We start from the raw sequence: 25,283 nt of genomic DNA on the forward strand, positions 1-25,283 counted from the left end.
AAGCGTGGTCAAGCTGGTCACGAAACTTGATGGAACAATACGCGAGATGTCGCTTCGATACTGCCTGCCGTTCCAGGCAGGCAAAAAAAAACCGCCCGGCGAGGCGGGCGGTCAGTAGCGGGGCTTGCTCAGCCGTTTAGAAGGTTTCCCATTCGTCGGCGTCGACGCGTGCCTTTGCCTTGGCCGGCGCGGCCTTGGCCACGCGCACGGCCGGGGTCGGACGGGCCAGGGCAGGGGCCGCCTTAGCCGGTGCCGCTGGGGCCACTGGTGCCGCCGCTGCCTGGCCGGCCAGCTTGAACACACCCACGACCTGCGCCAGCTGCGCGGCCTGGTCCTGCATCGAAGCGGCTGCCGCGGCGGCTTCCTCGACCAGGGCGGCGTTCTGCTGGGTGACCTGGTCCATCTGGCCGATGGCCGAATTGACCTGCTCGATGCCGCCGGTCTGTTCCTGGCTGGCGTGGGTGATCTCGGCCATGATGTCGGTGACGCGGCGGATCGAGGACACCACTTGTTCCATCGTCGCGCCGGCCTGGTCGACCAGCTTGGCGCCGACGTCGACCTTGTCGACCGAGTCGCCGATCAGGGCCTTGATCTCTTTCGCCGCAGCGGCCGAGCGCTGGGCCAGGGTACGCACTTCGGAAGCCACGACCGCGAAGCCGCGGCCCTGTTCGCCGGCGCGCGCCGCTTCCACTGCCGCATTCAGCGCCAGGATGTTGGTCTGGAAGGCGATGCCGTCGATGACGCCGATGATGTCGACGATCTTGCGCGAGGATTCGTTGATCGAGCCCATGGTCGTGATGACCTGGCCGACCACGGCGCCGCCTTGCGCCGCCACTTCGGACGCGGCGATCGAGAGCTGGTTGGCCTGGCGTGCGTTGTCGGCGTTCTGGCGCACGGTGGTGGTCAGTTCTTCCATCGAGGCGGCGGTTTCTTCCAGCGCGCCGGCCTGCTGTTCGGTACGGGCCGACAGATCGAGGTTACCGGCCGAGATTTCGGCCGAACCGGTGGCGATGGTGTCGGTGCCGTTGCGCACCTGGGACACGATCTTGACCAGGCTGTCGTTCATGTGGCGCAGGGCGCGCAGCAGGGCGCCGGTTTCGTCCTTCGTGGTGGCATCGATGGTGCGGGTCAGGTCGCCGGCGGCCACGGTCTCGGCCAGTTCCACGGCGTCGCGGATCGGACGGGTGATGCCGGTGGTGAGCAGCCAGGACAGGATCGCGCCGAGCAGGACGGCGCCGGCGGTCAGCAGCGTGATGTTGGTGCTGGCGCGGGCGGCCGTGGCGTCGATCGCCTTGGCGGTGCTGTCGATGCTCGAGCGCTGCATGACGACCAGCTCCTGCAGCAGTTCCTGGTACAGCTTGGCGGCCGGGGTGAACTTCTCTTCCAGCAGGCGTGCCGCCTCTTCTTCGTTGCCGTCGGCCTTGGCCTTGACGGCGCCGTCGCGCGAGGCGCTGTAGGCCTTGCGCTGCTCGAGGATCTTCGCGAACAGGGCCTTCTCGGCGTCGCCGTCGATCAGCGGCTCGATCTGTTTGAGCAGCTCGGCGGCTTTCTTGACCGATGCGGCCGAGTCTTCCTTGAAATAGGGGCCGAGCGCCGGGTCGGTGCTCTTGACGATCGCGGCGGTACGGCGGATCGAGGCGAAGTTCAGGCTGTACCAGTCGGTAATCAGGCGCTCCTTCGTGAGCGGAGCTGCCATCATGTTACGGGTGGCACCGGCCACCTCGTTGAGTCGCCATACGCCGGCGAGCGCGATCAGCACGGTCATGGCCAGGATCAGCGCGAAGCCGAGTCCGAGGCGCTTGCCGATTTTGATATTCGAGATGAAACCCATTACAGCTTTCCTTGTCGTAGGGGAAGTAGAAGGCGTGGCGGCCAGGAACGCGGACGGCGGAAAAGGCAGCGTCAACACACGCATGGAGGATGCGGATTTTACGGTGGTTTCCATGGGGAAATCCATAAAAAAGTGATGTAGGGAAATTTTTACGACACTTTTGCTGATAGTCGTACCACGTTAATTGTTAAATATTGCTTTAGAGAATTTGAACTGTTACGCTCCTGAACCTTTGAAATCTGAAGTAGATTTCACTTTTCCCCGCGTCCTGGTGGCGCTCTTTTTGTGAAGACCATGAAACCATCCAACCGCCTTCTGAAACACCTCCTGCTGGCCGGCGTCATCACTGCCGGTAGCGCCCACGCAGCGGCCCTGCCACCTGAATTCACGGCCCAGCTGGACAAGGACTACCCGACCATCGAAGCGCTCTACCAGGACCTGCACCGCAATCCCGAGCTGGCCTTCAACGAAGTCCAGACCGCGAAAAAGCTGGCCGAGCGCGTGAAGGCGCTGGGCTTTGAAGTCACCACCGGCGTCGGCGGCACCGGCATCGTCGCCATCCTGAAGAACGGCCCGGGCCCGATCGCCATGCTGCGCACCGAACTCGACGCGCTGCCGGTGCAGGAAAAGACCGGCCTGCCGTTCGCCAGCACCGCCACCGCCAAGAACGCGGCCGGCGAGACCGTCCCGACCATGCACGCCTGCGGCCACGACGTCCACATGTCGGCCTGGTATGCCACCGCCAAGCTGCTGGCTGAAAACCGCAAGGCCTGGAGCGGCACCCTGATGCTGGTCGGCCAGCCGGCCGAAGAGCCGCTGAAGGGTTCCGAAGCGATGCTTAAGGATGGCCTGTTCAAGCGCTTCCCGAAGCCTGACTACGCGATCTCGATGCACGACGAAGGCACGCTGCCGGCGGGCCAGGTCGGCTGGCATGCCGGCCACTTCCGCGCGTCGGCCGACACCGTCACCATCACCATCCACGGCCAGGGCGGCCACGGCGCCACGCCACAGGAAACCCGCGACCCGGTCGTCATGTCGGCACGCGTCGTGATGGCGCTGCAGACCCTGATCTCGCGCGAAAACAACCCGGCCGACCCGGTCGTCATCACCGTCGGCAGCATCCACGGCGGCACCCAGGCCAACATCGTGCCGGACCAGGTCAAGCTGCAGCTGACCGTGCGCACCTTCAAGCCGGAAGTGCGCCAGCGCGTGCTGGCCAGCATCGTGCGCGAAGTCGAGGGCGAAGCCCAGGCCGCCGGCGCGCCGAAGAAGCCGCAAGTGGACATCGTGCCGGGCGCCGACTCGGTCTACAACGATCCGGAACTGACCGCACGCGCCGTCACGGCAGTGCAGGGCGCGCTGGGTGCCGACAAGGTGGTCGAGATGCCTGCCAAGATGACCTCGGAAGACTTCGCGAACTACGGCCAGGCCGGCGTCAAGGCCGTGCTGCTGCACGTCGGCGCCGTCGAGCCGAAGAAGCTGGCCGATGCGCGCAAGGCCGGCAAGTACCCGCCAGGCACGCACTCGCCGCAGTGGGCGCCTGACTTCAAGCCGACCGTGCGTTCGTTCATTCAGGCGGAAACGGCGATCCTGCTGGATCTGCTGAAGCCGGGCCAGAAGAAGTAAGGTAGTAGGGTTGTAGCGAAAGCGCCGGCCTGATGCCGGCGTTTTTGTTTGTGGAGAAGGCGCTGGTGTGCGTGCGGTGATACCGCGTGGGCACGGAGTGCCCACCCTACGAGCAGCCATGAATCGTAGGGTGGGCACTCTGTGCCCACGCGGTATCAACATTCGCAAACCCGCGGCGCAAAAAAAACCGCCCGACATGCGGGCGGCCTTCATCGATTGCGACTTACACCGCGATCAGAACTCTTCCCACTCGTGCTCCGTTGCTGCCGCCTTGGCGCGCGGCGCAGGATTTACCGGCGCCTTCGTAACGGCAGGCTTCTTCGACAGCGCCACGACCGCACGCGCCGGCGCCGCTTTCGGCACGACGACCGCTTGCGCGTCGAGCTTGAACACACCCACGACTTGCGCCAGCTTGGCAGCCTGTTCCTGCATCGCGCCCGCCGCCGCCGCCGATTCCTCGACCAGGGCCGCGTTCTGCTGGGTGGTCTCGTCCATCTCGCCGATCGTGATGTTCACCTGTTCGATGCCGGTGCTTTGCTCCTGGGTCGCATGCGTGATCTCGGCCATGATGTCGGTCACGCGGCGAATCGATTCCACCACCTGCTCCATCGTGGCGCCGGCCTGGTCGACCAGCTTGGCGCCGGCATCGACCTTCTCGACCGAATTGCCGATCAGTTCCTTGATCTCCTTGGCTGCCGCGGCCGAGCGCTGGGCGAGCGTACGCACTTCGGAAGCCACGACCGCGAAGCCGCGGCCCTGTTCGCCGGCGCGCGCCGCTTCGACGGCCGCGTTCAATGCCAGGATGTTGGTCTGGAAGGCGATGCCGTCGATGACGCCGATGATGTCGACGATCTTGCGCGAGGACTCGTTGATCGAGCCCATCGTCGTGATGACCTGGCTGACGACGCTGCCGCCTTCGACGGCGACGTTCGAGGCCGTGATCGCCAGCTGGTTGGCCTGGCGCGCATTGTCCGCGTTCTGGCGCACGGTGCCGGTGATCTGCTCCATCGATGCAGCCGTCTCCTCTAACGAGGCGGCTTGCTGTTCGGTGCGCGAGGACAGGTCCATGTTACCGGCGGCGATTTCGCTGGAGGCGCCGCTGATGGTGTCGGTACCGCTGCGCACTTCGCTGACGATTTTCACCAGGCTGTCGTTCATGTGGCGCAGGGCGCGCAGCAGGGCGCCGGTTTCATCTTTCGTGGTGGCGTCGATCCGGTGCGTGAGGTCGCCGCTGGCCACGGTTTCGGCCAGGCTGACTGCTTCGCGGATCGGACGCACGATGCCGCGCGTCAGGAACCAGGAGGAGAGGGCGCCGAGCAGGACCGAGAAGGCCGCCAGCGTGGCAAGCAGGGTCTCGCTGCTGTCGGCGCGTTCGCCGATGGTACGCGCCGTTGCCGAAATGTTCGCGGCCTGCATGGCGACCAGTTGCTGCATCGATTCCTGGTAGGCCTTGGCGGTCGGGGTGAAACGTTCGTCGAGGATCTTCGCGGCCAGCGCTTCGTCGCCCACGGCCTTGGCCTTGACGGCTTCGTCGCGCGCGCTCGAATAGGCCTTGCGCTGCTCGGTGATCTTGTCGAACAGGGCTTTCTCTTCGGCGCCTTCGATCAGGGGCTCGATCTGCTTGAGCAGCTCGGCCGAGCGCTTGCCGGTCTGGGACGCGTCTTCCTTGAAGTAGGCGCCGAGGGAGGCATCGCTGCTCTTGACGATGGCGGCCGTCCGGCGTACCGCCGCGAAGACCTGCATGTACCACTCGGTGATCATGCGTTCCTTGGCCAGCGGTTCGGCCAGGACTTCCGCCGTGCTGGCGGCGCCGCTGTTGAGGCGCGCGATGCCGACCGAGGCGATCAGGATCACCATGGCCAGGGTCAGTGCGAAACCGGCGGCGAGGCGCTTGCCGATATTGAGGTTGTTAAAAAAGCCCATTCCGATCCTGACTATACAAATAAGAGAAGGACGAATGTAAGCTTGTCTCGCGACAATTGCAATTGCCCGTAGGATATATGTTGAACGTGAAGCCGATTGTGGCGCATGCGTGTTGTCTTTACGAAACAGTTCATGTGCCCACCACCGCTATAGGGGCGGATAAAACGGCCGCGTCAATCCGGCGCCAGACTTGTCATGACAATGTTTGCGCTCGTTTAAGGTATAATTTCAATTTCCCGCGCGTGCCGTTCGGCACCTTCAGCACAATGACCAAATTTGTATTCGTCACTGGCGGCGTCGTGTCTTCCCTGGGCAAGGGGATTGCGGCCGCCTCCCTTGCCGCGATCCTCGAATCGCGTGGCCTCAAAGTCACCATGCTCAAGCTCGATCCCTACATTAACGTGGATCCGGGCACGATGAGCCCGATGCAGCACGGCGAAGTCTTCGTGACCGACGACGGCGCCGAGACCGACCTCGACCTGGGCCACTACGAGCGCTTCATCAGCACCCGCATGAAGAAGGTGAACAACTTCACCACCGGCCAGATCTACGAATCGGTGATCCGCAAGGAGCGCCGTGGCGAGTACCTCGGCAAGACCGTGCAGGTGATCCCGCACATCACCAACGAGATCCAGGACTACATCCGCCGCGGCGCCGAAGGCGTGGACGTGGCGCTGGTCGAGATCGGCGGCACCGTCGGCGACATCGAGTCGCTGCCCTTCCTCGAAGCCGCGCGCCAGCTGTCGCTGCGCGCCGGCCGCAAGTCGACCGCCTTCGTGCACCTGACCCTGGTCCCGTATATCGCCTCGGCCGGCGAGCTGAAGACGAAACCGACCCAGCACAGCGTGCAGAAGCTGCGCGAGATCGGCATCTCGCCGAACGCGCTGCTGTGCCGCGCCGACCGCCGCATTCCGGACGACGAGCGCGCCAAGATTTCGCTGTTCGCCAACGTCGAAGAGCAGGCCGTGATCTCGGTCTGGGACGTCGACACCATCTACAAGGTGCCGGCCGTGCTGAACGAGCAGGGCCTGGACGACATCATCCTCGACGCGCTCGACCTGCAGGCGCCGCCGGCCGACCTGTCGATGTGGGCCAAGCTGATCCACACGCTGGAAAACCCGAAGCGCGAAGTCACCATCGGCATGGTCGGCAAGTACGTCGACCTGACGGAATCGTACAAGTCGCTGACCGAGGCGCTGCGCCACGCCGGCATCCACACCGAGAGCCGCGTCAACATCGAGTACCTGGATTCGGAAGAGATCGAAGCCAAGGGCTGCGACGACCTGGCGAAATACGACGCCATCCTGGTTCCGGGCGGCTTCGGCAAGCGCGGCGTGGAAGGCAAGATCATGGCCGCGCGCTATGCCCGCGAAAACAAGATCCCGTATCTCGGCATCTGCCTGGGCATGCAGGTCGCGCTGATCGAATATGCGCGCCACATGGCCGGTCTGCCGAACGCGAACTCCACCGAATTCGATCTCGAGACCGACCAGCCGGTCGTCGCCCTGATCAACGAGTGGCAGAACCACGACGGTAAAGTGGAAAAGCGCGACGAGAACTCGGACCTGGGCGGCACCATGCGCCTGGGCGCGCAGACCTGCGCGGTCAAGCCGGAGACGCTGGCCGCCGAGATCTACGGCAGCGTCGTGACCGAACGCCACCGCCACCGCTACGAAGCCAACAACTTCTACCTGCCGAAGGTGGAAGCGGCCGGCATGGTCGTCGCGGCGCGCACCCCGAACGAAGACCTGTGCGAAATCATGGAACTCCCGCGCACCGGTCCGAATTCGCACCCGTGGTACATGGGCGTGCAGTTCCACCCTGAATTCAAGTCGACCCCGCGCAGCGGCCACCCGCTGTTCACGTCGTTCATCCAGGCTGCGCTCGCGCACCAGTCGGCCAACGCCAAGACTGCCGCGAACGCGCCATCCGCTTTGCAAGGAGACGCAGCATGAAGCTTTGCGGCTTTGAAGTAGGCCAGGACCAGCCGATCTTCCTGATCGCCGGTACCTGCGTGATCGAATCGCGCCAGATGGCGCTCGACACCGCCGGCACGCTGAAGGAAATCACCTCGGCACTCGGCATCCCGTTCATCTACAAATCGTCCTTCGACAAGGCGAACCGCTCGTCGGGCACCTCCTTCCGCGGCCCTGGCCGCGAGAAGGGCCTGGAGATCCTCGCCGATGTCAAGAAGACTATCGGCGTGCCGGTGCTGACCGACGTCCACACCGAGGAAGAGATTCCGGAAGTGTCGAGCGTCGTCGACGTCCTGCAGACCCCGGCCTTCCTGTGCCGCCAGACCGATTTCATCAACGCCTGCGCCCGTTCGGGCCTGCCGGTGAACATCAAGAAGGGCCAGTTCCTGGCCCCGGGCGACATGAAGAACGTGATCGACAAGGCACGCAATGCGGCACGCGCCGCCGGCCTGAACGAAGACAACTTCATGGCCTGCGAACGCGGTGCCTCCTTCGGCTACAACAACCTGGTCTCCGACATGCGTTCGCTCGCCATCATGCGCGAATCGAACTGCCCGGTGGTCTTCGACGCGACCCACTCGGTGCAGCTGCCGGGCGGGCAGGGCACGTCCTCGGGCGGCCAGCGCGAGCACATCCCGGTCCTGTCGCGCGCCGCGGTGGCCGCCGGTATCGCCGGCCTGTTCATGGAAACCCACCCGGATCCGAAGAACGCGCTGTCCGACGGCCCGAACGCGGTGCCGCTGGGCCGCATGAAGGAACTGCTCACGACCCTGGTCGAGATCGACCGCGTGGTCAAACGTGCGGGCTTCCTTGAGACGGACTTCAAGGCATAATACTGTTGAGCTAATGAAGCATGAAGACGAGGCGCCCCCATTGGCGCCTCGTCTTTCATGTGCGACACGATTTTTACCCTTTGGAGATGTAAACATGAGTGCTATCGTTGATATCATCGGCCGCGAGATCATTGACTCGCGCGGCAATCCGACCGTCGAATGCGACGTCCTGCTGGAATCCGGCGTGATGGGCCGTGCCGCCGTGCCGTCGGGCGCGTCGACCGGTTCGCGCGAAGCGATCGAACTGCGCGACGGCGATCCGAAGCGTTACTTCGGCAAGGGCGTGCTGCAAGCCTGCGAGAACATCAACACCGAGATCAGCGAAGCCATCATGGGCCTGGACGCCAACGAACAGGCCTTCCTCGACCGCACCCTGATCGACCTGGACGGCACCGAGAACAAGAGCCGCCTGGGCGCCAACGCGATGCTGGCCGTCTCGATGGCCGTCGCCAAGGCCGCCGCTGAAGAAGCGGGCCTGCCGCTGTACCGCTACTTCGGCGGTTCGGGCGCGATGCAGATGCCGGTGCCGATGATGAACGTCATCAACGGCGGCGCGCACGCCGACAACAACCTGGACATCCAGGAATTCATGATCATCCCGGTCGGCGCACCGAGCTTCAAGGAAGCGATCCGCTACGGCGCCGAAGTCTTCCACACGCTGAAGAAGATCCTGCATTCGAAGGGCCTGTCGACCGCGGTCGGCGACGAAGGCGGTTTCGCTCCATCCGTGGCGAGCCATGAGGACGCGATCAAGCTGATCATGCAGGCGATCGAAGACGCGGGCTATGAAGCCGGCAAGGACATCGCCATCGGCCTCGATTGCGCCGCCAGCGAGTTCTACAAGGACGGCAAGTACCACCTGGAAGGCGAAGGCCTGGAGCTGAGCGCGACCGACTTCACCAACATGCTCGCGACCTGGTGCGACAAGTACCCGATCATCTCGATCGAGGACGCGATGCACGAGGGCGACTGGGAAGGCTGGGCCACGCTCACCGCCGCCCTGGGCAAGCGCGTGCAGCTGGTGGGCGACGACCTGTTCGTCACCAACACCAAGATCCTCAAAGAGGGCATCCAGAAGGGCATCGGCAACTCGATCCTCATCAAGATCAACCAGATCGGTACCCTGACCGAGACCTTCGCCGCCATCGAGATGGCCAAGCGCGCCGGCTACACCGCCGTGATCTCGCACCGTTCGGGCGAGACCGAAGACTCGACCATCGCCGACATCGCCGTGGGCCTGAACGCCCTGCAGATCAAGACCGGTTCGATGTCGCGTTCAGACCGCATGGCCAAGTACAACCAGCTGCTGCGCATCGAGGAAGACCTCGGCGACGTCGCCAGCTATCCTGGCCGTGACGCCTTCTACAATCTGAAGTAATCTGTCGTACCCGCGCGGGTCCGCCATCGTGGCGCGGCCCGCGTTCCCTTACTGCTCCACATGCGCATCATCACCCTCGTTCTCGCCGCACTGCTGCTGTTGATCCAATACCCGCTGTGGCTCGGGAAAGGCGGCATGCTGACCGTCGCCGACCTGACCGACCAGGTCGAAAAGGCGCAAGCGCATACCGACGGGCTCAGGGCCCGCAACGCCAAGCTCGAATCCGAAGTGCGCGACCTGCGCGAAGGCCTCGGCTCCGTCGAGGAACGCGCGCGCCTGGAACTGGGCATGATCAAGCAGAACGAAATCTTCGTGCAGGTGCTGCGCAAGAACGAAAAGCCCGTCGAATCGATGACGGTCCCGCCGCCACCGCCGCCGCCGAAAGCCGGCAAGGGCGAGCACCCGCCCGTCACGCACTGAACCCATGACGCTCGACCCCGCAGCGCAGCTGGCCACGCTCGAGGCCCTGGCCGCCTACCTGGCCGCCGCTTTCGAGAGCGGCGATGGCGGCGTGTTGATGGAGGCCTTTGCAGCCGCCGCGCGCGCCGAAGGCACGACCCACCTGGCCGCCGCGGCCGGCATCCCCCAGCTCGAACTGCGCCAGGCTTTTGCCAGCGGCGAGATGAGCATGTCGACGACGCTGGCGATCATGAAGGTGATCGATTTGTACATGCCGGGCGCGGCGCACTAATCTACTCCGCATACCTGCCGCGTCATGTCGACCGTGCGTTGAACGCGTGGACGGCGCACACGTTGCCGTGACGCGCACGCACGGGCGGAGCCGGCCGGTGAAACCGTGGTCGAGGCCATTGGCCTCGACCACCCCTACATCGAGTTGCGACAGGTGAACGCAAGCCGGCCGGATTGTCCTAGAATGTTCGCTATCTCTTCACCCACAAGGAAGCCGATCATGAGCCAGCAACATGTCGCAGGACCATTCGATGTGACCGTCACTCCGCAGGGTCAACCCGAGGTGCGTGACGGCGTCACGACCGGCCGCATGGCGATCGACAAGCAGTACCACGGCGAACTCGAAGGCAAGGGCGTCGGGGAGATGCTGTCGGCGATGACGACCACCGAGGGCTCGGCCGGCTACGTCGCCATCGAGCGCGTGACCGGCACCCTGCAGGGCCGTAGCGGCAGCTTCGTGGTCCAGCACACCGGGACCATGGCGCGCGGCGCGCAGTCGCTGTCGATCACGGTCGTGCCGGACTCGGGGACCGGCGAGCTGGCGGGCATCTCGGGCAACATGCGCATCCGCATCGAGGAGCGCAAGCACTTCTACGAGTTCGACTACATCCTGCCGCAAGCCTGACGATCAGGTGCCGCCATCGGCCCCGCCGGATTCGACGAAATCCTTGAGCCGGCCGAGCGCGCTTTCCCACTGGCGCCCGATCGCATCGAGGCTCTGCCGCGCTTCGTCGATGCGCTCGGGCGCCAGCTGCCAGCGCCGCTCGCGCCCGATTTTCAGATCGCGCACCAGTCCGGCATCGGACAGCACCTGCAGGTGCTTGGTGACCGCCTGGCGGGTGAGCTCGGTGCCGCTGGTGAGCTGGGCGATCGAGAACAGGCCGCCGGCGCAGAGCAGGGAGACCAGGTGCAGCCGGGTCGGGTCGCCCAGCGCCGCGAAGACGCCGGCCAGATTCTTATCCGCCGACATGGCGTGCGATGTTGCCGACCTGCGCATCCCAGCCCTGGCTGTTCATGCGGAAGGCTTCCAGGCGGCGTGCCGCCGGCACCTTGTCGAAACCGGATTCGACGACCGTCAGCCGGGTTCCGCCGTTCGGCCCGTCTTCCAGCGTGAAGCACACCAGGGTCGGCTCTTCCTGCGCATAGTCGACGGCCGGATCGATCGCATACGGGTGCCAGTAGAACGACAGTAGCCGTTCCGGCTCGATGCGTTCGACGCGTGCCTCGAACTGCAGGTGTTCGTAGCCCGGGTGCGTGATGTGTCCGCGCACGCGCTCGCCGGCCACGAAGGACTGGCCCTGCAGATTGACGCCGAACCAGCTGCCGAATTCCCTGGCATCGGCGAGGGCGCGCCAGACCCGCATGCGCGGCGCCCGGATGTCGATGCTGCGTTCGATACGGTCGGTCTGGGTATTCATGTGTCGTCTCCTTGTATGCTCTTGTGATATGCAACCAGATGGTTGCCTTTTAATGTAATGCGAAAGCGCACGCAGGACAAGAGGCTGCGCCGTCGCTACGCCTCTGCCTTGTTGCGGACTGGCAACCAAAACGCATGATGTGTTGGAATTTCCGTCAAGAAATGGCGTATTGACTTTTCTTAGGGTTATATTTGTTTCCGTAAGATAAGTCCTACAGCGGCCCACCGCTGGGTTTCAATAAGCAATCATAACGAGACAAAGACCCATGAACCGATTCTTCCAACACATGCGCATCGGCACCCGGCTGACGCTGGCCTTCGCGCTGATCCTGATCCTTGCCACCATCGCCACCACGTCGGCCCTGTACGCGGCCCGTGCCAGCGCCCGGGCCACCGAGGAAATGATGGCCGTGCCGCTTACCAAGGAACGCCTTGCTTCCAGCTGGAATACCATGACCTATTCCGCGATCGCCCGCACCTCGCTGATCGCGCGCAGCACCGATACCACCCTCAGCACCGTGTTCGCCAAGACGATCGCCGACAGCGTGAGCACCTCGACCGAGCTGATCAAGCAGATCGAGCCGCTGCTGACTTCGGACGACGAGAAGCGCAGGCTGGAGAACATCAAATCGCTGCGCGCCAAATACCAGGCCTTGAAAGTGCAGGTGATGGATGCGAAAAAGGCGGGCGACGCGGCCGGCGCCGAGCGCCTCTACACGGAAGGCTTCGAGCCGGCGGCGCAAGCCTATTCGGCGGCCCTGCAGGACCTGCTGGCCCTGCAGCGTGCGACCATCGACCAGATGACCGCGGCCATCCGCACGGACTACGAACGGCGCGCCAGCCTGTCGCTGCTGCTCAACGGCCTGATGCTGGTGCTGGGCGCCCTGGCCGCGGTGGCGATCACGCGCTCGATCACGCGTCCGCTGCAGGAGGCGGTGCAGGCAGCCGAAGCCGTTGCCGGCGGCGACCTGACCCATCGCTTCGAGCGCCAGCGCGGCGACGAGGTCGGCGACCTGCTGCGCGCGATGCAGTCGATGAACGAGGGCCTGACGCAGGTCGTCTCCGAAGTGCAGCACGGCACCCGCGCGATTGCCGGCGCCTCGACCGAGATCGCCAGCGGCAACCTCGACCTGTCGAGCCGTACCGAACAGCAGGCCGGCGCGCTCGAGGAAACCGCGTCCTCGATGGAGGAGTTGACGGCGACGGTGCGCCAGAACGCCGAGAGCGCAACCCAGGCGAACCGCCTGGCGCAGGATGCCTCGCAGGTCGCGGCGCGCGGCGGCGAGATCGTCGGCCAGGTGGTCGACACCATGGGCGCGATCGATTCGGCCTCGCGCAAGATCGTGGACATCATCGGCGTCATCGATGCGATCGCGTTCCAGACTAATATCCTGGCCCTGAACGCGGCGGTGGAGGCGGCGCGCGCCGGCGAGCAGGGACGCGGCTTCGCCGTCGTCGCCAGCGAAGTGCGCAACCTGGCGCAGCGTTCGGCGACGGCCGCCAAGGAAATCAAGGGCTTGATCGGGGATTCGGTGGCACAGGTCGACACCGGAACGAACCTGGTTCAGCAGGCCGGCGCCACCATCGGCGAGGTTGTCGCCAGTGTCGCCCGCGTGACCAGCATCATGGCCGAGATCACGGCCGCCAGCCGCGAGCAGAGCATCGGCATCGACCAGGTCAACGAGGCGATCCTGCAGATGGACCAGACGACCCAGCAGAACGCCGCATTGGTCGAAGAGGCGGCCGCAGCGGCGGCCAGCATGCAGGAGCAGTCTGCGCACCTGGAACAGCTGGTGTCCCACTTCCGCCTTGCCGGCCGCCCGGTCGTGCAGGCGCCGACGCCGGCGCGCGCACGTCCGGTGCTGGCGTCCGCGCGCCGCGCCGCGGCTACGTAAAAGCTGCTTCTCGTTGCAGCCTTCAGGGGCTAACTCAGTCCGAGGAAGCCTCGCCCTGCATCGATCCGGCGCCCTGTTCGAGGAAGGAGCGCAGCATCCAGGCGTTCTTCTCGTGCACTTCCATGCGGGTGGTCAGCATGTCGGCGGTCGGGAAGTCGTCCAGGTCGTCGGCGACCTTGACCGCTTCGCGCATCGTGCGCACCAGGACTTCGTTGCCGTCGACCAGCTGGCGGATCATTTCCTTGGCCGACAGCACTTCCGGCTCTTCCGAGATGTTCGACAGCTCGACGTAGCGCTTGGAGGTGGCCGGTGCAAAGTGGCCCAGCGCGCGGATTCGCTCGGCGATCTCGTCCAGCGCATTCCACTGTTCCGTGTACTGTTCCTCGAACATCACGTGCAGGGTCGAGAACATCGGCCCGGTGACGTTCCAGTGGAAATTGTGGGTCTTCAGGTAGACCATGAAGGCATCGGCCAGGACGGTCGAGAGCGATTCGACGATTTTCGCGCGGTCTTCGGTGCTGATTCCAGTATCCATGTGCATTGCATTTCTCCTGTAGTAAGAGGCAGTGTTTTGCGGAAATGACAACACTGCCAACAATGCAACAGCTTAGCATCGCCCCAATAATGCTGTAGCACGGTGCCCCGTTTCAAATCCGGGACAGTCGAGCGTGCGTCAGCGCGGCAGGGCTTGTGCTACGGTCGGGTGTGTACACACAGCCTACGGGAGAAGCGGCATGGACAGGTTTCTGATCGTGTTTCGGGGTGCGACCATCGGGGAGTCGGAAGGTCCGCGGCATGAACCGGCGCGCTGGGATGCGTGGTTCAGCGAACTGGGAGGAGCGCTGCTGGATCGCGGTGCCCTCAGCCATGGCAGCGTCGAGGTGCCGAGCCGGCTGCTCGGTCCCAAGATCAGCAGCAGCGCGATGTCGGGTTATTGCGTGATCGGCGCCGCCGACTTCGACGAAGCCGTGCGCCTGGCGTCGAGCTCACCGATCTTCGACGAGAACGGTTCGGTGGAAATCGCGCACCTGCGCGCTTAAGAACTCTGCAGGCTCGCCAATACGTCCCGCACGGCCTGCGGGATCGGCACCGACTTGTTGCTGCGGCGATCGACATAGACGTGCACGAAATGCCCGGCTGCCGAGGGCAGGGGCTCGTCGTTGCGGAACAGGGCCAGTTCGTAGCGCACGCTCGAATTGCCGAGCTTGGCCACGCGCACGCCGACATGGATCAGGTCAGGGAAGGAGATCGAGCTGAAGTAGGAGCAGCTGGTCTCGACCACGAAGCCGACGACCTCGTCCTGGTGGATGTCGAGCACGCCGCGGTCGATCAGGAAGCGATTGACCGCGGTGTCGAAGAAGCTGTAGTAGTTGACGTTGTTGACATGCCCGTAGCTGTCGTTGTCCATCCAGCGCGTGGGCAAGGCCAGCAGGTGGGGGAAGGCGGAGCGGGGCGTGTCACGCATCGTCGACAGTCTCTCGTTTAGTGTTTTACGTCGGCAGCCGGCGTCAGCGCGTCGGCGGTGGTAGTGGTTGCGAACAGCTGCGCGCAATCGACCTTGTCGAAGGCGTAGTGCTTGCCGCAGAAGTCGCAGTTGATGCCCAGTTCGCCGAGGTCCGCCAGTGCCGACTCGACTTCCGGCTGGCCCAGCATCTTGAGCATGTTGCCGACCTTCTCGCGGGTGCAGCTGCAGTGGAACTGCGGGTGCTGCGGATCGAACACGCGAATCGTCTCTTCCCAGAACAGGCGGTTCAGCAGGGTTTCGATATCCGTGCTGAGCAGCTCTTCCTGCTTCAGCGTGCTGCCGAGCATGACGGCGCGGTTCCAGGTTTCCAGGTCTTCTTCTTCGGAAGCCTGGACGGTCTGGTCGTCCTTTCCGCTGTGGCGCGGCAGCTTTTGCAGCAGCAGGCCGCGCGAGACCTTGTCGTCGGCCGCCAGCCACAGGCGCGTGTCCATCTGCTCGGAACGCAGCATGTAGTTTTCGATGACGGTCGCCATGCTCTCGCCGTCGAGCGGGACGATGCCCTGGTAGGGCTGCTGGCCCGGCACTTTGTCGAGCGGATCGAGCGTGATCACGAAGCGGCCGTGGCCGGTCGCATTCAGCAACTCACGCAGGCTGGCGTCGTCGGCCACCTCGGCATCAGGTGCCAGCTTGGCCGTGGCGCGGATGCGCAGCTCGGCGTCGCACTCGACCACCATCAGGCGCACCGGACCGTCGCCGTGGATCTGCATCACGATCGAGCCGTTGAACTTCAGGTTGGCCGACAGCAGGGCGGCGGCGGCCACCATTTCGCCCAGCATCGAGCGCACGGCTTTCGGGTAGCCGTGGCGGGCCTGGATCTCGCGCCAGGTGTCGGAAATCTCGACCAGTTCGCCGCGCACGGCGGCGTTGTCGAAGATGAATTTCTGCAGGGTGTCCTTGGTGTCCGTTGTCGTCATTGTCTATCCGATTTGCTTGAGCTGCGCCTTGAACAGCTGGCCGCGCGCCACGTAACTGGCGGCGTTGCCTTGCAGGCGCAGCAGGTCTTCTTCCGTGAGCGTTCGCACCACTTTCGCGGGCGAACCCAGTATCAGCGAGTTATCCGGGAACTCTTTTCCTTCGGTTACCAAGGCGCCGGCGCCGACCAGGCAGCCTTTGCCGATCTTTGCGCCGTTCAGGATCACGGCCTGGATGCCGATCAGCGAGCCGTCGCCCACCGTGCAGCCATGCAGCATCGCCTGGTGGCCGACCGTCACGCCCTTGCCGAGGGTAAGCGGGTAGCCCATGTCGGTGTGCATCACCGTGCCTTCCTGGACGTTGCTGTTTTCACCGATCGTGATGCGCTCGTTGTCGCCGCGAATCGTGACCCCGAACCACACCGAGGCGTTCGCCTCCAGGGTCACTTTGCCGATCAGGTTGGCGGAATCGGCCACGAAAGCCGACGCATCGATCTCGGGGGCATGCTCGCCCAACTGGTAAATCGCCATGGATGTGCTCGCGGAAGGGTTGAAATAAGGCTATTTTACGCCCTAGCGTCCGCCTTCCGTTACACGTCGTCGCGATCAGCCCAAAATGGGGATAGCCGGCAGGAATACAAGGGCATGGGTATAATCCGAACGATCGTACTTTTTTTCTTCGCCCACTCTCAGCCATGACACCTTCCCGTTCCGAATTTCTCACCATCCGCGGCTTGCGCACCCACGTGCGCCACTGGGGCCGCGAGGGCGCCCCGAAACTGTTCATGTCGCATGGCTGGATGGACATGTCGGCCTCCTTCCAGTTCGTCGTCGATCACCTGCAAGGCGACTGGCACGTGATCGCCAACGATTGGCGCGGCTTCGGCCTCTCCGAGCGCAGCCATTCGGATACCTACTGGTTCCCGGACTACGTGGCCGACCTCGACGCCTTGCTCGAGCACTATTCGCCGGACGAACCGGTCAATCTGCTGGGTCACAGCATGGGCGGCAACATCGTCAGCATGTATGCGGGCGTGCGTCCAGAACGTGTCAAAAAGCTGATCAATTTAGAGGGCATCGGACTGATGGGCGCGAAGCCCGAGCAGGCGCCGAAACGCATCGCCAAGTGGCTGGAAGAGCTGCGCAATCCGCCCGTGATGCGCAGCTACGCCAGCCTGGAAGAGGTGGCGGGGCGCTTGCAGAAGACCAATCCGCGCCTGCCTGGCGAGCGCGCGGCCTTCCTGGCCCAGCACTGGTCGGCGCAGAACGATGCCGGCGAATACGAAATCCTGGGCGATCCGGCGCACAAGATGAGCGGGCCCTTGCTCTACCAGCTGGAGCAGATGATCGCGATGTGGAAGCGGATCACGGCGCCCGTGCTTTGGATCGAAGCGGCGCAGACGGAGATGTGGCGCTGGATGGGACCGCAGGAAGAGATGCGCGCCGAAGTCGATCGGCGCCTGGCCTACATGGCGTCGGTCGAGCCGCACATCGTGCCCGACGCGGGGCATATGGTGCACCACGATCAGCCAGCCGTATTGGCGCAGCTGATCGAGGCTTTCCTGGCCAAACCTTAAGTCGCCATCTGCTCTTCCGGGCGCAGGGTCAGCACGCGCACCCCATGGCGGGTAACGGCGACCGTGTGCTCGAACTGCGCCGACAGCTGACCGTCGCAGGTGACGACGGTCCAGCCGTCGTCCTCGGTACGCACCGCGTGGCGGCCCTGGTTCAACATGGGCTCGATGGTGAAGACCATGCCTTCGCGCAGCATCAATCCCGTTTGCGGCTTGCCCCAATGCAGGACCTGGGGCGGCTCGTGCATCTCGCGGCCGATGCCGTGTCCGCAGTATTCGCGCACGACCGAATAGCCGTGGCGCCGCGCATGGCGTTCGATCGCGTGGCCGACGTCGCCCAGGCGCGCGCCCGGCCGTACCGCCTTGATTCCCTTCCACATGGCCTCGTAAGTCACCTGCACCAGGCGCTTGGCCGGCGTCGACACCTGGCCGACCAGATAGGTCTTGCTGGAGTCGGCGATATAGCCGTTCTTTTCCAGCGTGATGTCGAAGTTGACGATGTCGCCGTCTTGCAGAAGCTCGTCGGTGGAAGGCACGCCGTGGCACACGACCTGGTTGCGCGAGGAGTTCAGCGCGTAGGCGTACCCGTACTGGCCCTTGCTGGCGGGCCGCGCACGCAACGTGTCGACGATCATGCGCTCGACCCGGTCGTTGACTTCCATGGTCGACATGCCGATCAGGTCCAGGGTGTCGAGGTGGCTGAACACGGCTGCCAGCAGACGGCCCGATTCGGCCAGCAGGGCGATTTCCTCGGGGCGCTTGGTCATCTAAGCGGCCCTGATGGATTGCGGCACGACGCCTGCGGCCCTCAGCTCGCGTGCGACGAGCTCATTGAACGGCACGGTCGGGTTCATTTCGGCCAGCATGCCGATGCGGATCCAGAAGGCCGCCTGCGCGTTGATCGAGCGGCAGCCGACAACACTGGCCTTGCGCAGTTGATCGTGCAGTTCCTCGTCGATATTCACGATGCCCATGATGTATTCTCCATATACGAAACGTATATGGATCATATATTCATATTGGTGGCTGTGCAAAGAATATTTGCATCCCGGGCCAGGGATGCAAAGAATATTTGCAGGTTACAAATGGCGGATTTCCGCGGGCGGAATTTCCCATTCGTCGTTACGCCCGTCAAAATAGCGTACCGGCGCCGCAATCAGCTCTTCCACCGGTACGTCGTCCAGGCTCGCCACCGTAATCGCATGAAAATCGCCGAGGCGCGCCGAATGGCCGGTCGAGAAGACATTGATGCCGCAACGCCGGCAAAAACAGTGGCCGTCGCGTTTCAGGTGAAAACGGTATTCGCTCAGCGCCTCGCCGCCTGCCAGCAGGCGAAAGGCGCTGCTCGGCACCTGCACGGCCCAGAAGCGCATCTTTGTGCAGATCGAGCAATTGCACTTGATGGTGCCGGCGGCAAGGTCGAGGTCGGCTTCATAACGGATCGCGCCGCAGTGGCAGCTGCCGTGGACAGTCTTCATGGCCTAATGTAGTGAGGAAAATGCCAACTCTACCATTGCGCGCAACGGGAGCGGACGGCGTCGCCGCCCGCGCCAATGCGGCGTACAATGTTTGCTCGTCCGGAAAATGCGCGTACTTACCATGTTGAAAGTCGATCTGCACTGCCACTCCAATGTCTCCGACGGCGTCCTCGCGCCCGAGCCCCTGGCCGCCTATGCGCGCAAAGGCGGTGTCGACGTCTGGGGCCTGACCGACCACGACGAGGTCGGCGGTATCAAGCGGGCGCGGATGGCGGCGCAGGAGCAGGGCATGCGCTTCGTGCCCGGCGTCGAGATTTCCGTGACCTGGGCCAACCAGACCGTGCACCTGGTCGGCCTGCAGGTCGACGAGGACAATCCCGAGCTGCTGGCCGGCTTGGCCAAGACCCGCGCCGGCCGCGATGCGCGCGGACGGGAAATTGCCGCGCAACTGGAAGAAGCCGGCATTCCGGACGCCTATGAGGGCGCCCTGAAATACGTCGGCAACCCGGACCTGCTCTCGCGCACCCACTTCGCGCGCTACCTGGTCGAATGCGGCAAGTGTTCCACGACCACCGAGGTCTTCAAGCGCTTCCTCACCGAAGGCAAGCCGGGCTACGTGCCGCACCGCTGGGCCTCGCTGCCGGAGGCGATGAGCTGGATCCGCAGCGCCGGTGGCGTGCCCGTGATCGCGCATCCGGGGCGTTATAAATTTTCGCAGACGGCGGAAGATGCGCTGTTCGAAGAGTTCCGCCAGCTCGGCGGGAATGCGATCGAGGTCGTGACCGGCAGCCATACGCCGGACCAGTACGCGACCTATGCCGAGGTGGCGCGGCGCTACGGTTTTCTTGCTTCGCGCGGGACGGATTTTCATGCGCCGGGGGAAGCAAGGGTGGAGTTCGATGCCTTGCCGCCGCTGCCGGCGAACGTCACGCCCGTCTGGCACGACTGGTTTTAATTGCGCATGGTGGGCACGGGGCGCCCACCCTACGCCTGTTCCGCGTGTCGCGGTATTCAGGTTGTAGGGTGGGCGCCCCGTGCCCACCAAGTTTAAGCCGGCCATAAGCCCCGCGCCCTTGAATTTTCCACTTCGCAGCCTTATCTTGGCAGCCTGTTAATTCGTTCCTGCCCCGGAGGCATCCCCATGAAGCGCATCGTGTTGTTCCTTGCCACCAACCTCGCGGTTGTGCTGGTGCTGACGGTCGTCCTGAACCTGCTCGGGGTTGGGCGGGCGGTGAGCGCGGAAGGAATCAATGTCGGCGCGCTGGCCGTGTTCTCCCTGGTCGTCGGCTTCACCGGCTCGATCATCTCGCTCCTGATGAGCAAACCGATGGCCAAGTGGTCGACCGGCGCGCGCGTCATCGAGCAGCCGCAGAACTCGACCGAACTCTGGCTCGTGAATACCGTACGCCAGCTGGCCGACCGCGCCGGCATCGGCATGCCCGAAGTGGCCGTCTACGAGGGCGAACCGAACGCCTTCGCCACCGGCGCCTTTAAAAACTCGGCGCTGGTCGCCGTCTCCACCGGCCTGCTGCAAGGCATGAACCGCGACGAAGTCGAGGCCGTGCTCGGCCATGAGGTGGCGCACATCGCCAACGGCGACATGGTCACGCTGACCCTGATCCAGGGAGTGGTGAACACCTTCGTCGTGTTCCTGGCGCGCGTGGTCGGCTTCTTTGTCGACAAGGTCCTGCTGCGTGGGAACGAGGACCGCGGTCCCGGCATCGGCTACATGGTGACCGTGTTCGTGTGCGAAATCGTGTTCGGCCTGGTGGCCTCGATCATCGTCGCCTGGTTCTCGCGCCAGCGCGAATTCCGCGCCGATGCCGGTTCGGCCAACTTGCTGGGCAGCACGGTGCCGATGCAGAACGCGCTGGCCCGCCTGGGTGGCCTGCAGCCGGGCGCCTTGCCTTCGTCGATGAGCGCCTCGGGCATTTCCGGCGGTGGCGGCGGCTGGGGCGCGCTGTTTTCGACTCACCCGCCGATGGAAGAGCGCATCGCGGCATTGCAAGCACTCAGGTCAACTTCGCAGGGAGCATATTGAATGGGCCAGTTCTTCCACATCCACTCCGAAAACCCGCAGAAGCGGTTGATCGCGCAGGCGGCGCAGATCATCCGCTCCGGCGGCGTCGTCGCCTTGCCGACCGACTCGGCTTATGCGCTGGTCTGCCAGCTCGACGACAAGGGGGCGGTGGAAAAACTGCGCCGCGTGCGCGGCATCGACGACAAGCACCACCTGACCATGCTGTGCCGGGATCTCTCGGAGATCGCCCAGTACGCGCGCGTCGACAACGTGCAATATCGCCTGCTGAAGGCGACCATGCCGGGGCCGTACACCGTGATCCTGGAAGCGACGAAAGAGGTGCCGCGGCGCCTGTCGCACCCGTCGCGCAAGACGATCGGCCTGCGCGTGCCGGAAAACCTGATCACGCTGGCCCTGCTCGAGGAACTGGGCGAGCCGCTGATCGGCACCACGCTGCAGCTGCCGGGCGACGAGCACATGCTGTCCGATCCGGACGAGGTGCGCGAGCGCCTGGAAAAGCAGATCGAGCTGGTGATCGACGGCGGCGCCGGCACGCTGGAACCGACCACGATCGTCGATCTCACCGGCTCCGAACCCGTGCTCGTGCGCGAGGGACGCGGCGACCCGGCTGCCTTCGGCCTGTAACAGGCCTCTCACAAGGAGCCGGGCTGTCGAGTCCGGCTCTGCTAGAATCGCTCCCTTATGGATGAAATCATTCGCAACATCGCAGTCTATGCGCTGCCCGTTCTTTTCGCGATCACCCTGCACGAAGCCGCCCATGCGTATGCCGCCCGCTATTTCGGCGACAACACGGCCTATGCGCAGGGGCGCATGACGCTCAACCCCCTGTCGCACGTCGATCTGTTCGGGACCATCATCATCCCGATCGCCCTGTACCTGATGTCGGGTTTTGTGTTCGGCTACGCCAAACCGGTACCCGTCCAGTTCGGCAACCTGCGCAATCCGAAGCGCGACATGGCCTGGGTGGCGCTGGCGGGTCCCGCCGCCAACTTCATCATGGCCTTGATGTGGCTGATCTTCGCCGTCCTGCTGATCGCCCTGAACGTGGACGAGGAATTTCCGCACAAGGTGGCGCAGGCAGGCGTGGTCACGAACCTGCTGATCTTCGCGTTCAACCTGTTCCCCTTGCCGCCGCTGGACGGCGGGCGCGTGCTGACCAGCATGCTGCCGAACCGGCTCGCCTTCAAGTTCGCCAAGATCGAGCCCTATGGCTTCTTCATCCTGCTGGCGCTGCTGTACTTCGGCGTGTTGTCGTTCTGGGTGCAGCCGCTCATGTGGATCGGCGGCCAGGCGGTGAAGCTGCTCGCCTCGCCCATCACGATGCTGCTGACCTGATGCACGCACCGCTCGACAACCCGTCTTCCTGGGTACGCCGCTTCGCCGCCAGCGTGCCGGCCGGCGAAGTCCTCGACCTCGCCTGCGGCAGCGGCCGCCACGCGCGCCTGTTTGCGCAGCTTGGCCACCCGGTGCTGGCGGTCGACCGCGATCCGCAGGCGCTGGCAGCGGCGGCCGGTCCCGGCATCGCGACCCTGCAAACGGACCTGGAAGAAGCGGGCGCGCGCTGGCCCTTCGAGGCGGGCCGTTTCGCCGGCATCGTCGTCACGAATTACCTGCACCGGCCGCTGCTGGCCGACCTGGTGAAGAGCCTGGCGCCGAACGGCGTGCTGATCTACGAAACCTTTGCGCTCGGCAACGAAATCTATGGAAAGCCGTCGAATCCGGCCTTCCTGCTGCGTCCGGGCGAACTGCTGGAGATGGCGGCCCAGGGCGGCCTGCGGGTGCTGGCTTTCGAGGACGGCGTGATCGCCGAGCCGAAGCCGGCGCGGGTGCAAAGGCTATGCGCCGCAGGGCAGGCCTTCCTGCAAACCGAGGTAAAGCTCGACCATTTAGTTGGTCGGGAATGAACCATATTGGCGGACGATCCGCTACAATCAGATTTTTATTTCTTGGCACGTTCCACTGATTATGATTAAGGGCAGCATTGTAGCAATCGTCACGCCGATGTTCGAAGACGGCAGCCTCGACAAGGATGGCCTGCGCAAACTGATCGACTGGCACGTGGAAGAGGGCACCGACGGCATCGTGATCGTCGGCACCACCGGCGAATCCGCCACCGTCACCCCGGAAGAGCACGTCGAATTGATCAAGCTGACGGTCGACCACGTCGCCGGCCGCATTCCCGTCATCGCCGGCAGCGGCGGCAACTCGACCGCGGAAGCCATCGCACTGACCCGGGCCGCCAAGGAAGTCGGCGCCGACGCCTCGCTCCAGGTCGTTCCTTACTACAACCGTCCGACGCAAGAGGGCATGTATCGCCACTTCAAGGCGATCGCCGAAGCGGTCGACCTGCCGGTGATCCTGTACAACGTCCCGGGCCGTACGGTTGCCGACATGAGCAACGAGACCATCGCGCGCCTGTCGACGATTCCGAACATCGTCGGCGTGAAGGATGCGACCGGCAACATCGGCCGTGGCATCGAACTGCTGCGCATGGTCGACAAGTCCTTCGCCGTCTACTCGGGCGACGATCCGACCGCGATGACCCTGATGTTCTGCGGCGGCGCCGGCAATATCTCGGTGACCGCGAACGTCGCGCCGCGCGCCATGCACGAACTGTGCGTCGCGGCCATGGCGGGCGACGTCAAGCGCGCGGTCGAGATCAACAACCGCGTGCTCGACCTGCATGCCAAGCTCTTCGTCGAGCCGAACCCGGTGCCGGTGAAGTGGGCCCTGGCCGAGATGGGCAAGATGCCGTCCGGCCTGCGCCTGCCGCTCGCACCGCTGTCCGAGCCGTTCCACGACACCGTCCGCGGCGCCCTGCGCGCTGCCGGCCTGGTCCAGTAATCCCGATGGCCTTCCGGTTCACCGATCCGTTAATCGATCCGAAATACGATATGACTAAAAGCAACAAGACGACCTCTCTTTCCACGCCTCTGCGCGTGCTGGCCGTGGGCGCAATGGCGCTGAGCATGGCCGCATGCACCACCGTTTTCGAATCCGACAAGGTGGACTACAAGTCGTCCAAGAAGGCTGCACCGCTCGACGTGCCGCCGGACCTGACCCAGCTCCAGAAGGAAAATCGTTACGCCGTGCCGGACGCCCGCGGCGTCGCCACGGCCTCCGGCATGCAGCAGGGTGCCGCTGCGCAGGCGGGTTCGGCCGTCATTCCGGCCGCCGGCAGCGCGGTCGTCGGCCCGATCGCGACCGATGCCGTGCGTGTCGAACGCGCCGGCGACCAGCGCTGGCTGGTGGTCAAGCAGACGCCTGAACAGCTCTGGCCGCAGGTGCGCCAGTTCTGGCAGGACGCCGGCTTCAACCTGGCCGTCGAATCGACCCAGACCGGCATCATGGAAACCGAGTGGAACGAGAACCGCTCGAAGATCCCGCAGGACTTCCTGCGCAACACCCTCGGCCGCGTGTTCGACCGCGCCTACTCGACCGGCGAGCGCGACAAGTTCCGCACCCGCCTCGAGCGCCTGCCGGACGGTTCGACCGAGATCTACATCAGCCACCGCGGCGCCGAGGAAGTCCTGACCGGCGCCCAGAAGGAAACCACCACCTGGACCGTGCGTCCGAACGATCCGGCCCTGGAAGCCCAGTTCCTGGCGCGCCTGGTGGCGCGCCTGACCGGCGCCACCGAGCCGGCCCAGGTCGCGGCTGCCGAGACCACGGTCGCCAACGCCGTCGTCGCGCCGCAGCACGCCAAGCTGCTGGGCGACCGCGTCGAAGTCGACGAAGGTTTCGATCGCGCCTGGCGCCGTGTCGGCCTGGCGCTCGATCGCGTCGGCTTCACCGTCGAAGACCGCGACCGCGTGCAGGGCATCTACTTCGTGCGATACGTCGATCCGGACGGTTCGAACAAGGGCGGCTTCTTCTCGCGCATCTTCGGCGGTTCGGACAAGGACAAGGAAGCCCAGCGCTACCGCGTGCTGGTCAAGGCCGAGCCGAACGCCAGCGTGAGCAGCGTGACCGTGCAGGATGGTACCGGTGCACCGGATGCGACGCCGACCGGCAAGAAGATCCTGTCGCTGTTGAACGAAGAGCTGAAGTAATCGGCTTCGAATAAGAAAAACCGGCCTCGGCCGGTTTTTTTTCGTCGTTGTAGGGTGGGCATGAATGCCCACCCTACAACTACAAAACCCTAAACGAAAAAAAACCGGCCCGAAGGCCGGTTCTCAAATCAGA

The 25,283-nt window shown here is 64.4% G+C and carries 29 protein-coding genes; 18 read left to right on the forward strand and 11 right to left on the reverse strand.

The window, feature by feature from the left end; translation table 11 throughout:
- Positions 1–136 precede the first annotated feature (136 nt).
- Positions 137–1,831: a methyl-accepting chemotaxis protein gene (locus tag C2862_RS08705; RefSeq protein WP_136219733.1), complete on the reverse strand. Its 1,695-nt coding sequence runs from the start codon at positions 1,829–1,831 to the stop codon at positions 137–139.
- On the opposite strand from C2862_RS08705, the gene C2862_RS25215 reads away from it, so the two are divergent.
- On the forward strand, positions 1,821–1,967 hold the full coding sequence (locus C2862_RS25215) for a hypothetical protein (RefSeq protein WP_168710030.1): 147 nt from the start codon (positions 1,821–1,823) through the stop codon (positions 1,965–1,967). The genes C2862_RS08705 and C2862_RS25215 overlap by 11 nt on opposite strands.
- Positions 1,968–2,125: 158 nt before the next feature.
- Complete coding sequence (locus C2862_RS08710) at positions 2,126–3,457, forward strand: amidohydrolase (RefSeq protein WP_136219734.1); 1,332 nt, start codon at positions 2,126–2,128, stop codon at positions 3,455–3,457.
- 234 nt (positions 3,458–3,691) lie between these two features.
- Here C2862_RS08710 and C2862_RS08715 read toward each other — a convergent pair whose 3' ends face one another.
- The gene (locus tag C2862_RS08715) at positions 3,692–5,380 is read right to left on the reverse strand and encodes a methyl-accepting chemotaxis protein (RefSeq protein WP_136219735.1); all 1,689 of its coding nucleotides are present in this window, start codon (positions 5,378–5,380) and stop codon (positions 3,692–3,694) included.
- A 266-nt stretch (positions 5,381–5,646) separates the two neighbouring features.
- On the opposite strand from C2862_RS08715, the gene C2862_RS08720 reads away from it, so the two are divergent.
- The 6 genes from C2862_RS08720 (at position 5,647) to C2862_RS08745 (ending at position 10,882) form a co-directional block, all read left to right on the forward strand.
- On the forward strand, positions 5,647–7,335 hold the full coding sequence (locus tag C2862_RS08720) for a CTP synthase (protein ID WP_136219736.1): 1,689 nt from the start codon (positions 5,647–5,649) through the stop codon (positions 7,333–7,335).
- The gene (kdsA, locus tag C2862_RS08725; protein WP_136219737.1) at positions 7,332–8,189 is read left to right on the forward strand and encodes a 3-deoxy-8-phosphooctulonate synthase; all 858 of its coding nucleotides are present in this window, start codon (positions 7,332–7,334) and stop codon (positions 8,187–8,189) included. Before C2862_RS08720 ends, kdsA begins: the two co-directional genes overlap by 4 nt.
- A 94-nt stretch (positions 8,190–8,283) precedes the next feature.
- Positions 8,284–9,567, forward strand: coding sequence for a phosphopyruvate hydratase (gene eno, locus C2862_RS08730; protein ID WP_136219738.1), 1,284 nt, complete (start codon positions 8,284–8,286; stop codon positions 9,565–9,567).
- 60 nt (positions 9,568–9,627) lie between these two features.
- Positions 9,628–9,987 (forward strand): cell division protein FtsB, encoded by a 360-nt coding sequence (gene ftsB / locus C2862_RS08735; protein WP_136219739.1) that lies wholly within the window; start codon positions 9,628–9,630, stop codon positions 9,985–9,987.
- A 4-nt stretch (positions 9,988–9,991) separates the two neighbouring features.
- Complete coding sequence (locus C2862_RS08740) at positions 9,992–10,258, forward strand: hypothetical protein (RefSeq protein WP_136219740.1); 267 nt, start codon at positions 9,992–9,994, stop codon at positions 10,256–10,258.
- Positions 10,259–10,477: 219 nt separating this feature from the next.
- Entirely contained in the window at positions 10,478–10,882 is a 405-nt protein-coding gene (locus C2862_RS08745) for a DUF3224 domain-containing protein (RefSeq protein WP_136219741.1), read from the forward strand.
- 3 nt (positions 10,883–10,885) lie between these two features.
- Here the strand turns inward: C2862_RS08745 and C2862_RS08750 are convergent, their stop codons facing one another.
- Both C2862_RS08750 and C2862_RS08755 read right to left on the reverse strand, forming a co-directional pair.
- Positions 10,886–11,227: a helix-turn-helix transcriptional regulator gene (locus tag C2862_RS08750; RefSeq protein WP_229467355.1), complete on the reverse strand. Its 342-nt coding sequence runs from the start codon at positions 11,225–11,227 to the stop codon at positions 10,886–10,888.
- Entirely contained in the window at positions 11,214–11,675 is a 462-nt protein-coding gene (locus tag C2862_RS08755) for an SRPBCC family protein (RefSeq protein ID WP_136219743.1), read from the reverse strand. Before C2862_RS08755 ends, C2862_RS08750 begins: the two co-directional genes overlap by 14 nt.
- Positions 11,676–11,940: 265 nt before the next feature.
- On the opposite strand from C2862_RS08755, the gene C2862_RS08760 reads away from it, so the two are divergent.
- Positions 11,941–13,569 carry a methyl-accepting chemotaxis protein gene (locus tag C2862_RS08760; protein ID WP_136219744.1) on the forward strand — a complete coding sequence of 543 codons (1,629 nt, stop codon included), beginning with the start codon at positions 11,941–11,943 and terminating at the stop codon, positions 13,567–13,569.
- 34 nt (positions 13,570–13,603) lie between these two features.
- Here C2862_RS08760 and C2862_RS08765 read toward each other — a convergent pair whose 3' ends face one another.
- Positions 13,604–14,110 carry a Dps family protein gene (locus C2862_RS08765; protein ID WP_136219745.1) on the reverse strand — a complete coding sequence of 169 codons (507 nt, stop codon included), beginning with the start codon at positions 14,108–14,110 and terminating at the stop codon, positions 13,604–13,606.
- Between the two features lie 193 nt (positions 14,111–14,303).
- Between C2862_RS08765 and C2862_RS08770 the strand changes: the two genes are divergently transcribed.
- Positions 14,304–14,609 carry a hypothetical protein gene (locus C2862_RS08770; protein WP_136219746.1) on the forward strand — a complete coding sequence of 102 codons (306 nt, stop codon included), beginning with the start codon at positions 14,304–14,306 and terminating at the stop codon, positions 14,607–14,609.
- Here C2862_RS08770 and C2862_RS08775 read toward each other — a convergent pair.
- The 3 genes from C2862_RS08775 to C2862_RS08785 are packed head-to-tail and all read right to left on the reverse strand — an operon-like array spanning position 14,606 to position 16,536.
- Positions 14,606–15,034 carry a thioesterase family protein gene (locus C2862_RS08775; protein WP_210735930.1) on the reverse strand — a complete coding sequence of 143 codons (429 nt, stop codon included), beginning with the start codon at positions 15,032–15,034 and terminating at the stop codon, positions 14,606–14,608. The two genes, C2862_RS08770 and C2862_RS08775, sit on opposite strands and share 4 nt — an antisense overlap.
- A 17-nt stretch (positions 15,035–15,051) precedes the next feature.
- Complete coding sequence (gene hslO / locus C2862_RS08780; RefSeq protein ID WP_136219747.1) at positions 15,052–16,008, reverse strand: Hsp33 family molecular chaperone HslO; 957 nt, start codon at positions 16,006–16,008, stop codon at positions 15,052–15,054.
- A gap of 3 nt (positions 16,009–16,011) precedes the next feature.
- Positions 16,012–16,536 carry a gamma carbonic anhydrase family protein gene (locus tag C2862_RS08785; RefSeq protein ID WP_136219748.1) on the reverse strand — a complete coding sequence of 175 codons (525 nt, stop codon included), beginning with the start codon at positions 16,534–16,536 and terminating at the stop codon, positions 16,012–16,014.
- 164 nt (positions 16,537–16,700) lie between these two features.
- Between C2862_RS08785 and C2862_RS08790 the strand changes: the two genes are divergently transcribed.
- The gene (locus C2862_RS08790) at positions 16,701–17,582 is read left to right on the forward strand and encodes an alpha/beta fold hydrolase (protein WP_136219749.1); all 882 of its coding nucleotides are present in this window, start codon (positions 16,701–16,703) and stop codon (positions 17,580–17,582) included.
- Here C2862_RS08790 and map read toward each other — a convergent pair.
- From map to C2862_RS08805, 3 genes are all read right to left on the reverse strand, one after another.
- Entirely contained in the window at positions 17,579–18,346 is a 768-nt protein-coding gene (gene map, locus C2862_RS08795) for a type I methionyl aminopeptidase (protein WP_136219750.1), read from the reverse strand. The two genes, C2862_RS08790 and map, sit on opposite strands and share 4 nt — an antisense overlap.
- Positions 18,347–18,553, reverse strand: a complete 207-nt coding sequence (locus C2862_RS08800) for a ParD-like family protein (RefSeq protein WP_136219751.1) — start codon at positions 18,551–18,553, stop codon at positions 18,347–18,349.
- Positions 18,554–18,658: 105 nt separating this feature from the next.
- Positions 18,659–19,057, reverse strand: coding sequence for a GFA family protein (locus tag C2862_RS08805; protein WP_136219752.1), 399 nt, complete (start codon positions 19,055–19,057; stop codon positions 18,659–18,661).
- A 121-nt stretch (positions 19,058–19,178) separates the two neighbouring features.
- Here C2862_RS08805 and C2862_RS08810 point away from each other — a divergent pair, with 121 nt between their 5' ends.
- From C2862_RS08810 to bamC, 7 genes are all read left to right on the forward strand, one after another.
- Entirely contained in the window at positions 19,179–20,012 is an 834-nt protein-coding gene (locus C2862_RS08810; RefSeq protein ID WP_136219753.1) for a 3',5'-nucleoside bisphosphate phosphatase, read from the forward strand.
- Between the two features lie 186 nt (positions 20,013–20,198).
- Positions 20,199–21,098 carry a protease HtpX gene (htpX, locus tag C2862_RS08815; RefSeq protein ID WP_136219754.1) on the forward strand — a complete coding sequence of 300 codons (900 nt, stop codon included), beginning with the start codon at positions 20,199–20,201 and terminating at the stop codon, positions 21,096–21,098.
- On the forward strand, positions 21,099–21,722 hold the full coding sequence (locus tag C2862_RS08820; RefSeq protein WP_136219755.1) for an L-threonylcarbamoyladenylate synthase: 624 nt from the start codon (positions 21,099–21,101) through the stop codon (positions 21,720–21,722).
- Between the two features lie 57 nt (positions 21,723–21,779).
- The gene (locus C2862_RS08825) at positions 21,780–22,433 is read left to right on the forward strand and encodes a site-2 protease family protein (RefSeq protein ID WP_136219756.1); all 654 of its coding nucleotides are present in this window, start codon (positions 21,780–21,782) and stop codon (positions 22,431–22,433) included.
- A complete protein-coding gene (locus C2862_RS08830) occupies positions 22,433–23,002 on the forward strand; it encodes a bifunctional 2-polyprenyl-6-hydroxyphenol methylase/3-demethylubiquinol 3-O-methyltransferase UbiG (protein ID WP_136219757.1) in 570 nt (189 codons plus the stop codon). The genes C2862_RS08825 and C2862_RS08830 overlap by 1 nt, the downstream gene beginning before the upstream one ends.
- Positions 23,003–23,063: 61 nt before the next feature.
- The gene (gene dapA, locus C2862_RS08835) at positions 23,064–23,942 is read left to right on the forward strand and encodes a 4-hydroxy-tetrahydrodipicolinate synthase (protein ID WP_136219758.1); all 879 of its coding nucleotides are present in this window, start codon (positions 23,064–23,066) and stop codon (positions 23,940–23,942) included.
- A gap of 50 nt (positions 23,943–23,992) precedes the next feature.
- Positions 23,993–25,150 carry an outer membrane protein assembly factor BamC gene (bamC, locus tag C2862_RS08840; protein ID WP_136219759.1) on the forward strand — a complete coding sequence of 386 codons (1,158 nt, stop codon included), beginning with the start codon at positions 23,993–23,995 and terminating at the stop codon, positions 25,148–25,150.
- Positions 25,151–25,283 lie beyond the last annotated feature (133 nt).

The sequence above is a fragment of the Massilia sp. Mn16-1_5 genome, assembly GCF_004798585.1.
Classification (GTDB): domain Bacteria; phylum Pseudomonadota; class Gammaproteobacteria; order Burkholderiales; family Burkholderiaceae_D; genus Telluria.